Raw genomic sequence first — 12,419 nt, 5'->3', positions numbered from 1 at the left:
CTCCCTCCCCCGTCCTGGAGTGAGCGCACTCCGCCAAGCGCCCCTACTCCTTGGCCTTGGCGTAGTCCGTCGCCATGGTGCCCGCGAAGTCGTACACCACGCACGGTTCGTCGCCGACGATCCAGGCGTCGTGCCCGGGGCTGATGACGAAGACGTCGCCCGGTCCCACCTCGCGTTCGCCGCCGTCGTCCATGCGGACGTGCATGCGTCCCGATACGCAGTAACCGTTGTGATGGACCTGGCAGCTCTGTGTCCCGGCGATCGGCGCCACGGACTCCGACCAGCGCCAGCCCGGCTCGAACGTACCCACCGCGAAGTCGAGTCCGGTCATATGGACGGCTTCCAGATGGCCGCGCGGGAAATCGCGCCGTTCGTCCGGCTTGTCGACAGCCTTGACCTCGATCATGACGGCTCCCTTCCGTGCCGGCCCCGCCCACCACACCATCGTCCGCCCGTCCAGTCGGCACCGCCATTCGGGTGAACACGGGCTTCGCAGAGCAGCGGACAAGTCCGGCATAAAGGAGCAGACTGATGCGAGAGCCGCAGTCGCCGAAACACCAGAAAGGTGGCGATCATCGTGGCCGAACACCCTCACGCACTGCTCATCCGCAAGGGCTACGAAGCCTTCTCACGCGGTGACATGGACACTCTGCGCTCGCTGATGACGAGCGACGCCTCGCAGCATGCGCCCGGCAGCCACCCGCTGTCCGGGGACTTCAAGGGGGTCGACGCGGTCCTCGGCCACTACGGCAAGCTCATGGAGCAGACGGGCGGCACCTTCAGGGTCGAACTGCGCACCGTGCTGGTGGACGGCCGAGGCCACGCCGTCTCCCTGCACCACGCCACCGCACGGCGCGGTGACAAGAGCCTGGACCAGAACGGAGGGATCGTCTTCCGGATCGTCGGGGACAAGATCACCGATCTAGACGAGTGCGTCGAGAACATCGACGCGGACGACGCGTTCTGGTCATGACCGCGCCGCCCGGCCGCACAGCCGGGCGAAGCGGTCCGCGTCCACGTTGCCGCCGGAGAGGACGACTCCGATCCGCGGCGGCAGGGACTCCACGCGTCCGGCGAGCAGCGCGGCCAGCGGGGTGGCACCGCTCGGCTCGACGACGATCTTCAGGCGCTCGAACGCGAAGCGCATGGCGTCCCGGATCTCGTCGTCGGACACGAGGGCGATCCCGTCGACGAGCCTGCGGTTGACGGAGAACGTCAGCTCGCCGGGCGTCTCGGCCGCCTGCCCGTCGGCGATCGTGCGCGGTACGGGAATGGTGACGCGCCGTCCCGCCTCGAGGGACTGCTTGGTGTCGTCCCCGGCCTCCGGCTCGACGCCGAGCACCCGGGTCGCGGGGTACAGCCCCTTGGCCGCCGTGGCGGAGCCGGCGATCAGTCCCCCGCCGCCGACGGGCACGATCAGGGCGTCCAACTCGCCCGTCTCCTCCAGGAGTTCGAGGGCCGCGGTGCCCTGTCCTGCCAGTACGTGCGGGTGCTCGTAGGGCGGGATGAGGGCGAGGGAGCGCTCGGCGGCCAGGGCTTCGCCGACCGCGACACGGTCCTCGGTGTAGCGGTCGTAGGTGACGACCTCGGCGCCGTAGCCGAGGGTGGCCCCGCGCTTGGAGGCCGGGGTGTCCTCGGGCATGACGATCACGGCGGAGGTGCCGAGTTCGCGGGCGGCGAGGGCGACGGCCTGGGCGTGGTTGCCGGAGGAGTAGGCGGCGATGCCCCGGGACAGTTGCTCCGGGGTGAGCCGGGAGGCCGCGTTGTAGGCGCCGCGGAACTTGAAGGCGCCCACGCGCTGGAAGTTCTCGCACTTGAGGTGGACCTCGGCGCCGACGAGTGCGTCGAGGGTCCGGGAGCGGAGCACCGGGGTGCGGTGGGCGATGCCCTTGAGCCGGGCGGCGGCGTCGCGGATGGAGTCGAGGGTGACCGGTGCGGTGGTGGTCGTCACGCGTGTCCTTAGGTGGTGGTGGTCGGGTCGGTGGCGGCACGCGCCTGGGAGAGATAGCTGTAGGCCGAGGCACGGGAGATGCCGAGCCGGGCGGCGACGTGTTCGACCGCCCGGCGCACGGCGAACACACCGTGCTCGTCGAGGCTGTGGAACAGGTCGAGGCGTTCGGTGCGGTCGAGCCCGGACCAGCTCTGGTGATGCCCGAGCCGGTGGGCGTCGAGGATGGCGTCCACGACGGAGTCGATGTCGTTGCCGAAGGCGGTGACCGGTGGTTCGGCGGCTGCCGCGGAGGGGCCGGCCAGCGCGCCGAGCAGCGCCTGCGCCTCGTTGACCACGGTGATGTCGACATTGACGCACAGGGCGCCGAACACCGCTCCCGTGGAGTCGCGCAGCACCATCGTGGAGGACTTGACCAGCTTTCCGGCTCCGGTGCGGGTGACGTAGTTCAGGTCGTCCGCGGCTTCGTCGCCGCGCGCGAGCATCCGCATGCCGATCTCGCTCATCGCCCCGCCCACGGCCCGCCCGGTCACCGAACCGGCCACGGCGACGACCGACTGCTCCGGCCGCCGGTAGTCGTGCAGGACGACCTCGCACATCGGGCCGAAGGTGGCCACGAGTCCGTCGACGACGGGACGCAGCGCGGCGAGGATCGCATCGCGCTCGGCGTCCTCGATCTCCGTGGTCTGGTGGGCGGTCATGCCTCTTAGACTAACAGTCCAGTCGTTGGACGGATATTCCAACCTGTCCAGCCTTCCGTCCACCGGGAGACCACCGCTCCCGGTCGATGCATCTAGAACGCGGAGTCGTGAGTGGCCGCATACGTCAGTGCCTCGCGCGCGGCGTGACGATCACCGACGGTCTCCCACCAGGGATGGGTGTGCATCTCCTCGGCCAGGCGCCGGCAGCGCTCGCGGGCGTTGCCAAGCCGCTCGCGCTGCTCCGCGGTGATCTCGGCGCGTCCCTCCACGATGTCCGCGCCGCTGGGCAGATGCGCCGCGATGTCGGCGCTGTGCTCCAGGGCCCGGGTGAAGGTGCGCCGTGCTGCCACGAGGTCGCCCGGTATGACGAACTCGCCCACCGTGAACGGCCGGGAGAAGGCGGCCGGTCCCGGTTCGGTGTGCCAGAGCGAGGCGTCGATGGGCCGCTCGTCGTCGCGCGCCCGGGTGAGCTCGGAGTGCACGCCCTCGGCCGATCCGTCGGACCCCGCCTCCACCCGGGGAGCGGGCAGCAGCGGCGCGCCGTCAGGCGGGCTCTGTGGCGGCGCGCCCGGTACGGGCTCGGGGCGGCCTTCGAGGAACTCCTCCTTGTCGGCCGGGGTGACCCACATGTGCCAGCCGCGGCGGCCCGCCGGGTGGGGCAGATAGAGCGAGACGAGTTCGCCGGTGGCGGTACGGCGGATGACGTCGTCGTAGTACAGGCCCCGCACCGGCTCCCACAGCGCGTGCCTGCCGCCGCAGCGGCCGGCGCCCCGGCGGCGGCACGGCACCGGGTTGCTCCAGTCGCAGCGGGACATGTGCAGATGCTTGATGCCTCCGCGCACCGGCAGGGCGGCGCGGTCGGTGACGTCGCGCCAGCTCTGCACGTTCAGCCGGGCCCAGGGGGCGCGGTCGATGGGGATCGCGTTCTCGTTGTTGACGAGCCACAACGGGGTGAGGCCCTGCCCGCGGGCGCCACGGGTGCGCTCGTCCACGGAGCCGCCCGCTATCGCCGCGAGCTGAATTTCATACGCGAGCCGGTGTTCGCCGGCGCCTTCCACCGTCACGTCCGTACGCCGTTTTCCGCCGCCGGCGTCTTCCGCCCGTGTCACCCGGAATCCCTCGTTTGAGGCGACCCCGGCCGTGTAATCCCTGAGCGCTTTGTGGAGATCGCTTTCCGCCTTTGTCTCGGGGCGTTCCCCTTTTGCCACATGCATGGCGTGCGGGCGGCCGCTGACCTTGCGGATGGCCATGAAGCCGGGGCAGACGAACCCTTCGTCCTCGTGGGCTTCCAGGCAGTAGAGAAGATCGGGCTGGTAATTGCCGTAGATCTCGTCGAGCAGCCCCGGGTATTCGGGGTGCCCGAGATCCGCCTCGGTCAGATCGAGCGTGATACCGAGGCCCCTGTGCCAGACGCTGTAGGTCATATTGCGAGAGTAGGACGCACCACTGACAATGGGCCTTTTCCTTGATCGTCAGCCCCATTTCACGCATACCCGCTTCACGCATACCCGCGCGGTCGGACAGGTCAAGTGCGCAGGTAGGACGCGCCGTTGACGTCGACGACGGTGCCCGAGGCCCAGACTGCCGCGGGAGATGCCAGGAAATGGACCGTGGCGGCGATCTCGGCCGGGGTGCCGACCCTGCCGAAGGGGCTTTCCTGCCGCAGCCGTTCGCCCTCCGGTCCGGACAGCTTCGCGGCCTGCCGCTCGGTGGCCACGAATCCGGGCGCGACGGAGGTGACGGAGATGCCGTGCGGGGCCAGTGCCACGGACAACGACTGGCCGAGGGCGTGCAGTGCGGCCTTGGTCGCCCCGTAGGCCGGGAAGTCCGGTTCTCCGCGGAACGCGCCGCGTGAGCCGATGTTCACGATCGCTCCGTGCGCGCCGCGGTCGATCAGGTGGCGGGCGACGGCCCAGCTCAGGTCGGCCGCACGGAGCAGGTTGACCTGGACCATACGGCGCCAGATCCGCTGCCAGTCGGCCAGCGGGACGTCGGAGATCGTGTGCCGGGTGTCCGCCGTGGGCGCGAGACCCGCGTTGTTCACCAGTACGTCCACCACGCCCAGCGCGGTCACCGCCTCGGCCACCAGCCGCTCGGCCGCGTCGGGATCGCCCAGGTCCGCCTGGAGCAGTGCGTGTCCTTCGCCGGGCAACTGCCGCAGGGTCTCCTCGGCGTCCGAGCGGCGGCCGGCGTACTGGATCGCGACGCGGTCGCCGCCTTCGGCGAAGGCCAGCGCGATCGCCCGGCCGATGCCCCGCGAGCCGCCGGTCACCAGTACGCCCCTGTGCCGGTTCACGGCCCGCTCCCCCACGTGCTTCGCCTGAAGTGCCGCACGGTCAGCGGACCCTGCCCCGCGGCTTCAGCGGGACCGGGGGCAGTTCGGGCGCCGGGAGCGGGTCGCCGTCGTAGCCCTTGACCTCGCCGAAGCGCGTGCCGGTCATCCAGTCCGTGCGGGCCTGTTCGATCTCCTGCTGTGTGCGGCCGATCCAGTTCCAGAACATGATCAGCTCCTCCTCGAACGGCTCACCGCCCAGGAGCATCAGCCCCGCCTCCGACTCGGCGCGCAGCGGCAGTTCGGCGCGACCGCAGCCGAGGTAGAGCATCGAGCCCGGCAGCAGCGGCACACCGTCGACGTGCGCCTCGCCGGACATGGAGAGCACGGCGTACTCGAAGTCCGGCTGGAGCGGCAGCCGTACGTCCGCGCCCCGCGCGAGGGCCAGGTCGGCGCCGACGATCGGGGTGTACGTCGTACCGGGCGAGGTCGCGCCGTCGAGGTCGCCCAGGATCAGCGCGGCCCTGAGGCCGGGCGCGGTGACGAGGGGCAGTTCGGCGTGGTGCTCGAAGCGCGGGTCGGTGTGCCGGTGGTCGTCGGGCAGGGCCACCCACAGCTGCGCGCCGTGCAGCAGACGGGCGTGCGGGCGGGGGCTCTCCTCGGAGTGGCTGATCGCCCGGCCCGAGGTCATCAGGCCCAGTTCGCGGGGGCGGATGGTCTGCAGGCTGCCGGTGGAGTCGCGGTGCAGCACCTCGCCCTCGTGCAGCCAGCTGACGGTCTGCAGGCCCATGTGGGGGTGCGGTGGCACCTGCATGCCGGGCTCGTCGGCGATGTCGTCGGGGCCGTAGTGATCGACGAAGCACCAGGCGCCGACCATGCGGCGGCCCAGGTTGGGCAGCAGCCGGCGGACCTCGGTCGACTCGCCGAGCTTGACGCGGCGGGGGCTGAGGAGTTCACGCACGGGCTCCGCCACCACGAAGCCGCGGCCGCCGCACAGAGCGGGCACGGGCTCGCGATCAAGATTGCTCATGGCGCCAAGGTAGTCCTGTCGCGGGCGTCGCGTCAGTCCGTCACCCGGGCGGTGCGGCCCGCCGCAAATAGTAGCCATGGCTATAGTAGCCATGTACCGTATTTGTCATGAGCCAAGGTTTCGAGAAGGCGACGCCCGGCTTCCTGGTGTGGCGTCTGTCGATGAAGTGGCGTGTGGCCGTCGACCGGGCGGTCGCCCCGCTCGGACTCACCCACGCCCAGTACTCGCTGGTGGCCTCGCTGTACGGCATGCAGCGCGGCGGAGAGCGCCCCAGCCAGCGCCGGCTCGCCGACCGCACCGGGCTCGAACCGCTCTACGTGTCCAAGCTGGCCCGCGCCCTGGAGGCGGCCGGCCTGCTGGAGCGCACCCGGGACCCCCGGGACCCCCGCGCCGTGCAACTGGCCCTGACCGAACAGGGCCAGGAGGTCACCGGACGCGCCATCGAGGTCGTACACGGACTGCTGCAGCAGCTGCTCCGGCCGCTCGGCGGTCTCGACAGCCCGCGCGCACGGGAGTTCAGCCGCGACCTCGTGACCCTGCTCGACGCACCGCTCGACCATGCAGCGCTCGACCATCCAGCCATGGACAGCGATTCCGACAAGGAGCAGTCATGACCACCACCACTCCCACCACTCCCACTCCAACCACCTCTCCCCTGCTGGACCCCAGGACCATCGCCCTGGCCCACTACGCGGGCCGCGCCCTCCTGGAAAAGGTGCTGGCCCGTCACGGCATTACCTTCCAGCAGTCCGTCACGCTCCGGCTCGCCGCCGTCGCCGAGGGCCCGGTCGGGCGCAGCGCCGTCACCGACGGCATCACCGGCTCGCTGAAGATCGACACGACGGAGGCGGACTCCGTGGTGGACGAGCTGATCGCGGCAGGGCTGCTGGCCCCCGAGGAGCCGTCCCTGGTGCGGATCACGGACGCCGGACGGGAGGCGTACGAGACGACCTCGGCGGAGACCGCACCGATCACGGCCCGCATCTACGCCGGCATCTCCACGGAGGACCTCGCCGCCGCCGGACGCGTGCTGACGCTCATCACCGAACGGGCGGACGCGGAGCTCGCGGCCCTCACCGAGTGACCCACCCAAGTGACCCGACCCAAGTAGTGGAATCAAGTAGTGGAATATTGAACCACTCCTGATCCGTTGTGGGCCTCGAAGGAGGTCACGAGTGGACACGACGTACTACGACCACGGAACACCGGCGGAGCGCTGGGAGCGCGCGCGGACGTTCTTCGACGCCAAGGACTACGCCGCCGCGGCGCGCGTGCTGGGCGGCCTGGTCGAGGAGGTGCCCGAGCAGACCGGACCGCGGCTGCTGCTGGCGCGCTCCTACTACCACTCGGCCCAACTGCGCCGTGCGGAGTCCGAGTTGCGTGTCATCGTCGAGCGCGACCCGGTGGAGCACTACGCCCGGCTGATGCTCGGCCGCACTCTGGAGCGGCAGGGACGGCAGGACGAGGCCGACACGCATCTGCGCATCGCCTCGGCGCTGGCGGGCGACTTCGAGCAGGCCTGAGCGAGGTCGCGCCGCACCACGGCCGGGCCCGGTTCCCCACAGGGGCCGGGCCCGGCCTTCGTCATCCTGCTGCCGTGCGCCGGGCGCGTCGGTGCGCAATCTCGCCCAGTACGACGTCCACGACGACGAAGGCGGCCAGCGTGATCCCGAGCAGCGGCACGAAGTAGCCGAGGACCGCGACGACCGCGGCCGCCGGGACGAGGAGCTGCGGAGGCACCTGCTGCCAGGCGCCGCGCGGGACGGGCCTGCCGAAGGCGGAGCCACGACCGCGCTGCCACCACATGCGGTAGCCCCAGACGATCAGCAGGATCAGGGCGAGCGCGAGCAGCATCAGGGCGATCTGGTTGACCAGGCCGAACAGCGTGCCCGTGTGCAGGTCGATGCCCCAGCGGGTCAGCTTGGCGAGCAGCGGATAGTCGTCGAAGCGCAGTACGTCGGTGACCTCGCCGCTGGTCGGGTCGACGGCGACGGAGTCCTGCTTCTCGGGCCAGCTGCGCTGCACCTGCTGCACCACATACGCCGAGTGCGCGTCGGCGGGCGGCACGATCTCCACCGGGTTGCCCAGGCCCTCGGCGCGGGCCGCCGCGAGCACCTTGTCGAGGCCCACGCCGTGCTCGCCGCCTCCCATGGGCGCGGAAGCGCCGTGGCCCGCGTGCGCGCCGCCGGCCGCCGCGGAGACGGACGGGGTGGCCTGGCCCAGCGAGGTGCGCAGTTCGTCGATGTTGGCGCCGGCATACGTCGACCAGGTCAGACCGGTGGCCGAGAGGAAGACGAACCCGGCGGCGGCCCAGACGCCGATCGTGCCGTGCAGGCCGAGCGTGCGGCGCCGACCGCTGGTGCCGCGGACCTTGCGCAGGGCGCGGCGACGGGAGAACCACAGCACCAGACCGCCGCCCGCGATCACCCACAGCCAGCTCGCGGCGAACTCGCTGTAGAGGCGGCCGGTCTCACCGAGGTGCAGATCGCGGTGGAACTCGTCGATCCAGGTGCGCAGCGGCAGGGCACCGGTCGCGCCGTACTGTTCCAGGGCGCCGCGCACCTCGCCGGTGTACGGGTCGACGAAGACGGCGAGGGAGTGGTCGGGGTCGACGCCCTTGACGCCGGACAGCAGCACGCGGGTGGTGGCATCGGCCTTCGGAGCCGGCCGTATCGCCGACACGGTGCCTTCCGGGTGGGCCTTGCGGGCGGCCGTCACCTGCTCGGAGATCGGCAACTCGGTGTGGCCGACCTGCGCGACGGTCAACTCGTGCGCGTAGAGCAGCTTTTCGGCTTGGAACGCTCCGGCGTACAGGAATCCGGTGACCGCCGCGAGGAGCAGGAAGGGCGCGACGAGCACTCCGGCGTAGAAGTGCAGGCGCAGCAGCAGGGGGCGCAGGGGCGCCCAGCGGCTGGGGGACGGGGTTGGGGCGGTGGCCGGTTGCGGGGCTTCGTCCGATGGGGGTCCCTCCGCTCGATCGGAGCCGTGAGAGGGGGACGTCGAGGGGGCAGTGGACATCGGCGGCTGCTCCGGGGGACGGGGACAGGAGTGGCGTAGCGGTCCAGTAGTCGGAGGGAGGAGGCGCCGAGTTCCCCGGGTGCCACGTGGGGTCTGCCACATGGCGCGCCGTGGGTCCCGTGGCATCCTGGGCCGATGGCAACTCCCCCCAATCATCCGCCTCTTGCCGAGCAGGTCGAGGCACTGCTCGCCGCCGGTGGCCCGCTGCCCATCGTCGCCGCCGGGGACCCGGTGCTGCGGCGCGGCACCGAGCGCTTCGACGGACAGCTCGACTCGGCGCTGCTGGCCCGCTTCGTCGAGGCTCTTCACGTCACGATGCGTGCGGCGCCGGGCGTGGGACTGGCCGCGCCGCAGGTCGGTGTGCCGCTGCGGATCGCGGTGATCGAGGACCCGGCCGAGGTGCCCGACGAGGTGCGGCAGGCCCGCGGCCGGGTGCCGCAGCCGTTCCGGGTGCTGGTCAACCCCTCGTACGAGCCGGTCGGTTCGCGGCGGGCGGCCTTCTTCGAGGGCTGTCTGAGCGTGCCGGGCTGGGCGGCGGTGGTGGCGCGGCACAGCGAGGTGCGGCTGACCGGCGAGGACGAGCACGGCCGCGCGCTGGACGAGGTCTTCCGCGACTGGCCCGCGCGGATCGTCCAGCACGAGACGGACCACCTCGACGGGACGCTGTACCTCGACCGCGCGGAGCTGCGGTCGCTGTCGTCGAACGAGGTGATGGCCCAGCGGTGGACCCAACCGGTTCCGGACGAGGCGGCGCGGGCGCTCGGGTTCCCACTGCCGTAGCGAAAGCGGCGCCCCCGCCACGTCGGCCTGCGGGCGGGGGCGCCGAACTCTCTTTGCGGGTACGTCAGTTGTCGCGGTAGGTCTCCAGCAGCCGCAGCCACACCTCGCTGATCGTCGGGAACGACGGGACGGCGTGCCAGAGGCGGCTGATCGGGACCTGCCCGGCGACCGCGACGGTCGCAGAGTGGATGAGTTCGCTGACGCCGGGTCCGACGAAGGTGACGCCGCGCAGGATCTCCTCGTTCATGTCCACGATCATGCGGGCCCGGCCGCGGTAGCCGTCGGCGTACAGGCCCGCGCCTGCCGCCGAGGCCATGTCGACGTCGACGGCACGCACCCGGTAGCCGGCCTGTTCCGCCTCCGCGAGGGAGAGGCCGACGGCCGCCGCCTCCGGGTCGGTGAAGACGACCTGGGGTACGGCGTGGTGGTCGGCGGTGGCCGCGTGGGCGCCCCACGCGTCCGACTCCAGGATCGGTACGCCGGAGGCGCGGGCGGCGATGGCGGCACCCGCGATACGGGCCTGGTACTTGCCCTGATGGGTGAGCAGCGCGCGGTGGTTGACGTCGCCGACCGCGTAGAGCCAGTCGCTGCCGCTCACCAGCATGCTGTCGTCGACCGGCAGCCAGCCGCCCGGCTTCTGACCGACCGTGTCCAGGCCGATGTCCTCGGTGCGCGGCTTGCGGCCGGTGGCGAAGAGGATCTCGTCGGCCTCGATGCGCTCGCCCGTGTCGGTGACCACCACGACCGTGCCGTTCTCGCGCGTGACCGACTCGACCGAGGTGCCGGTGCGGACGTCGGCGCCGGCCTCGATGAGCGCCTCGGCGACGAATTCGCCCGCGAAGGGCTCCATGCGGTTGAGCAGGCCCTTGCCGCGGACGAGGAGCGTGACCTTCGAGCCGAGCGCCTGCCACGCGGTGGCCATCTCGGCGGCGACCACTCCCCCGCCGACCACCACGAGACGGCCGGGCACCTCCTGTGCGCTGGTGGCGTCGCGGCTCGTCCACGGCCCCACCTCGGCGAGGCCCGGCAGATCCGGCAGCACGGCGTCGGTGCCGGTGCAGACGGCGACGGCGTGCCGGGCGGTGAGCACCTTGCGGCCGCCGTCGGAACCGGTGACGGTCACCGTACGGGGGCCGTCCAGCCGGCCCTGGCCGCGGTACAGGTCGGCGCCGACGCCGACCAGCCACTGGGCCGCGCCGTCGTCGTGCCAGTCGGATGTGTAGTAGTTGCGGTGCGCGAGGACCTCGGCCGCGTCGAGGGGGCCCTGCACCATCTGGCGCAGGCCGGGGACCCGGCGAGCGTCCGCACGGGCCAGGGCGGGGCGCAGCAGGGCCTTGCTCGGGATGCACGCCCAGTACGAGCATTCGCCGCCGACCAGCTCGCGCTCCACGACCGCGGTGGAAAGGCCCGCCGCACGGGTGCGGTCGGCGACGTTCTCCCCCACGGGCCCGGCCCCGAGCACCACGACGTCGTACGCGATGGTTTCCGATTCCGTCATGGGGTCAGTCTGGTGGGTGGTGTGCGCTCAGGCCACACGGGTAGGGGCGCGGAATACGTGACCGGTCGGCCGCGTTGTGCCGACGGCTTCGCCATCGACAGCAGGAAGAGGGATTCGCGTCATGAGCAGCACCGTGGAGCTCACCAAGGAGAACTTCGACCAGACGGTCACGGACAACGAGTTCGTCCTGATCGACTTCTGGGCGTCCTGGTGCGGCCCGTGCCGTCAGTTCGCGCCGGTCTACGAGAAGGCGGCCGAGGAAAACCCCGACCTGGTGTTCGGCAAGATCGACACAGAGGCGCAGCCGGAGCTGGCCGCGGCCTTCGGCATCCAGTCGATCCCGACGCTGATGATCGTCCGCGACCAGGTCGCCGTGTACGCGCAGCCGGGCGCACTGCCCGAGGCAGCCCTCACCGACGTCATCGGTCAGGCCCGGAACCTGGACATGGACGAGGTCCGCAAGGCGGTCGAGCAGCAGCAGGCCCAGGCAAAGCAGAACGGCGAGTAGGCGCCGCTTTCGCAGCAGGCCCTGGGGCCTGCTGCGCCCGGACCGGCGCTCTGTGGCGGGACGTGCCCGAGCGGGACGGGCCGTGGAACACGGTTGAGTACGTGTGCGGTGCCGGTCGCCGTCAGGTCGCCGCCGCATAGCAGCGGACGGTCACCGTCTGCTGCGGGCTCCACTGCTGCTCGACCGTGTCCAGCAGCCGCCAGCCGAGCCGCTCGTACAGGGCCGCCGCCGCGGTGTCGGATGCCACCACGTCGAGCACCGGATGCAGGCCGCGCTCCCGTGCTTCGGCAACGGCCTGCTCCATCAGCGACGCACCGATCCGGTGGCCGCGGGCCGACGGGGCGACGAACAGCCGGTTGACCACGGCGATCGCGTCGATGCCCACACCTGCGCGAGCGCTCCAGAGCCCGGGCGCAACGTCTCCCGCTCCGCTCCGGGACAGGCCGATGTGTCCGGCGACGCGGCCGTCCAGTTCCGCCACCCACGAGGCGATGAGCGAGTCAGGTGTGAGCCATGCGCCGGGGTGGTCGGGCCAGTTCACCGGATAGCCGTCGTGTTCATGGACCTCTGCCAGCACCCGCACACAGTCGCCGAGGTCGTGATCAGCCCGGTACCGGACACTCGGGGTGGGGCCTTCGCCGGACTCGTTCTCGCTCTTCACTGC

Annotated in this window: 15 protein-coding genes; 6 read left to right on the top strand and 9 right to left on the bottom strand. The window is 71.5% G+C overall.

Going from position 1 to position 12,419, the window contains the following annotated elements:
• Positions 1–43: 43 nt before the first annotated feature.
• A complete protein-coding gene (locus JYK17_RS04265; protein ID WP_108012451.1) occupies positions 44–406 on the bottom strand; it encodes a cupin domain-containing protein in 363 nt (120 codons plus the stop codon).
• Between the two features lie 171 nt (positions 407–577).
• Between JYK17_RS04265 and JYK17_RS04260 the strand changes: the two genes are divergently transcribed.
• The gene (locus tag JYK17_RS04260) at positions 578–973 is read left to right on the top strand and encodes a nuclear transport factor 2 family protein (RefSeq protein WP_108012521.1); all 396 of its coding nucleotides are present in this window, start codon (positions 578–580) and stop codon (positions 971–973) included.
• Here JYK17_RS04260 and JYK17_RS04255 read toward each other — a convergent pair.
• The 5 genes from JYK17_RS04255 to JYK17_RS04235 all read right to left on the bottom strand — a co-directional run bounded on the left by JYK17_RS04255 (position 968) and on the right by JYK17_RS04235 (position 5,951).
• The gene (locus tag JYK17_RS04255; protein WP_108012450.1) at positions 968–1,951 is read right to left on the bottom strand and encodes a pyridoxal-phosphate dependent enzyme; all 984 of its coding nucleotides are present in this window, start codon (positions 1,949–1,951) and stop codon (positions 968–970) included. The genes JYK17_RS04260 and JYK17_RS04255 overlap by 6 nt on opposite strands.
• Before the next feature lie 8 nt (positions 1,952–1,959).
• Positions 1,960–2,649: a helix-turn-helix transcriptional regulator gene (locus JYK17_RS04250; RefSeq protein ID WP_108012449.1), complete on the bottom strand. Its 690-nt coding sequence runs from the start codon at positions 2,647–2,649 to the stop codon at positions 1,960–1,962.
• A gap of 92 nt (positions 2,650–2,741) precedes the next feature.
• On the bottom strand, positions 2,742–4,073 hold the full coding sequence (locus tag JYK17_RS04245; protein WP_108012448.1) for a competence protein CoiA family protein: 1,332 nt from the start codon (positions 4,071–4,073) through the stop codon (positions 2,742–2,744).
• A gap of 101 nt (positions 4,074–4,174) precedes the next feature.
• The gene (locus JYK17_RS04240) at positions 4,175–4,945 is read right to left on the bottom strand and encodes an SDR family NAD(P)-dependent oxidoreductase (RefSeq protein ID WP_222809788.1); all 771 of its coding nucleotides are present in this window, start codon (positions 4,943–4,945) and stop codon (positions 4,175–4,177) included.
• A 40-nt stretch (positions 4,946–4,985) separates the two neighbouring features.
• Positions 4,986–5,951 (bottom strand): pirin family protein, encoded by a 966-nt coding sequence (locus JYK17_RS04235; RefSeq protein WP_222809787.1) that lies wholly within the window; start codon positions 5,949–5,951, stop codon positions 4,986–4,988.
• Between the two features lie 107 nt (positions 5,952–6,058).
• On the opposite strand from JYK17_RS04235, the gene JYK17_RS04230 reads away from it, so the two are divergent.
• From JYK17_RS04230 to JYK17_RS04220, 3 genes are all read left to right on the top strand, one after another.
• Positions 6,059–6,565, top strand: a complete 507-nt coding sequence (locus tag JYK17_RS04230; RefSeq protein WP_128801125.1) for a MarR family winged helix-turn-helix transcriptional regulator — start codon at positions 6,059–6,061, stop codon at positions 6,563–6,565.
• The gene (locus JYK17_RS04225; RefSeq protein WP_128801126.1) at positions 6,562–7,035 is read left to right on the top strand and encodes a winged helix DNA-binding protein; all 474 of its coding nucleotides are present in this window, start codon (positions 6,562–6,564) and stop codon (positions 7,033–7,035) included. The genes JYK17_RS04230 and JYK17_RS04225 overlap by 4 nt, the downstream gene beginning before the upstream one ends.
• A 91-nt stretch (positions 7,036–7,126) precedes the next feature.
• Complete coding sequence (locus JYK17_RS04220; RefSeq protein ID WP_128801127.1) at positions 7,127–7,474, top strand: tetratricopeptide repeat protein; 348 nt, start codon at positions 7,127–7,129, stop codon at positions 7,472–7,474.
• A gap of 61 nt (positions 7,475–7,535) precedes the next feature.
• On the opposite strand, the gene JYK17_RS04215 is transcribed toward JYK17_RS04220, so the two are convergent.
• The gene (locus JYK17_RS04215; protein ID WP_222809786.1) at positions 7,536–8,969 is read right to left on the bottom strand and encodes a PepSY-associated TM helix domain-containing protein; all 1,434 of its coding nucleotides are present in this window, start codon (positions 8,967–8,969) and stop codon (positions 7,536–7,538) included.
• Positions 8,970–9,104: 135 nt separating this feature from the next.
• Between JYK17_RS04215 and JYK17_RS04210 the strand changes: the two genes are divergently transcribed.
• Positions 9,105–9,749, top strand: a complete 645-nt coding sequence (locus JYK17_RS04210) for a peptide deformylase (RefSeq protein ID WP_108012441.1) — start codon at positions 9,105–9,107, stop codon at positions 9,747–9,749.
• A 64-nt stretch (positions 9,750–9,813) separates the two neighbouring features.
• Here the strand turns inward: JYK17_RS04210 and JYK17_RS04205 are convergent, their stop codons facing one another.
• Positions 9,814–11,247 carry a dihydrolipoyl dehydrogenase family protein gene (locus tag JYK17_RS04205; RefSeq protein ID WP_222809785.1) on the bottom strand — a complete coding sequence of 478 codons (1,434 nt, stop codon included), beginning with the start codon at positions 11,245–11,247 and terminating at the stop codon, positions 9,814–9,816.
• 121 nt (positions 11,248–11,368) lie between these two features.
• On the opposite strand from JYK17_RS04205, the gene trxA reads away from it, so the two are divergent.
• Positions 11,369–11,755, top strand: coding sequence for a thioredoxin (trxA, locus tag JYK17_RS04200; RefSeq protein WP_108012439.1), 387 nt, complete (start codon positions 11,369–11,371; stop codon positions 11,753–11,755).
• Positions 11,756–11,876: 121 nt separating this feature from the next.
• Here the strand turns inward: trxA and JYK17_RS04195 are convergent, their stop codons facing one another.
• Positions 11,877–12,416: a GNAT family N-acetyltransferase gene (locus tag JYK17_RS04195; protein WP_128801131.1), complete on the bottom strand. Its 540-nt coding sequence runs from the start codon at positions 12,414–12,416 to the stop codon at positions 11,877–11,879.
• Between the last annotated feature and the right edge of the window lie 3 nt (positions 12,417–12,419).

This window comes from Streptomyces plumbidurans, assembly GCF_019857225.1.
Lineage (GTDB): Bacteria > Actinomycetota > Actinomycetes > Streptomycetales > Streptomycetaceae > Streptomyces > Streptomyces plumbidurans.
Note: the sequence above shows the minus strand (reverse complement) of the source record. Positions and strands in the feature narration are given on the sequence as shown.

Coding starts and splice junctions, on each gene's coding strand:
- JYK17_RS04215 (WP_222809786.1), bottom strand. CDS start 8,969: ATGTCCACTGCCCCCTCGACGTCCCCCTCTCACGGCTCCGATCGAGCG.
- JYK17_RS04205 (WP_222809785.1), bottom strand. CDS start 11,247: ATGACGGAATCGGAAACCATCGCGTACGACGTCGTGGTGCTCGGGGCC.
- JYK17_RS04245 (WP_108012448.1), bottom strand. CDS start 4,073: ATGACCTACAGCGTCTGGCACAGGGGCCTCGGTATCACGCTCGATCTG.
- JYK17_RS04210 (WP_108012441.1), top strand. CDS start 9,105: ATGGCAACTCCCCCCAATCATCCGCCTCTTGCCGAGCAGGTCGAGGCA.
- JYK17_RS04250 (WP_108012449.1), bottom strand. CDS start 2,649: ATGACCGCCCACCAGACCACGGAGATCGAGGACGCCGAGCGCGATGCG.
- JYK17_RS04265 (WP_108012451.1), bottom strand. CDS start 406: ATGATCGAGGTCAAGGCTGTCGACAAGCCGGACGAACGGCGCGATTTC.
- JYK17_RS04230 (WP_128801125.1), top strand. CDS start 6,059: ATGAGCCAAGGTTTCGAGAAGGCGACGCCCGGCTTCCTGGTGTGGCGT.
- JYK17_RS04235 (WP_222809787.1), bottom strand. CDS start 5,951: ATGAGCAATCTTGATCGCGAGCCCGTGCCCGCTCTGTGCGGCGGCCGC.
- JYK17_RS04225 (WP_128801126.1), top strand. CDS start 6,562: ATGACCACCACCACTCCCACCACTCCCACTCCAACCACCTCTCCCCTG.
- trxA (WP_108012439.1), top strand. CDS start 11,369: ATGAGCAGCACCGTGGAGCTCACCAAGGAGAACTTCGACCAGACGGTC.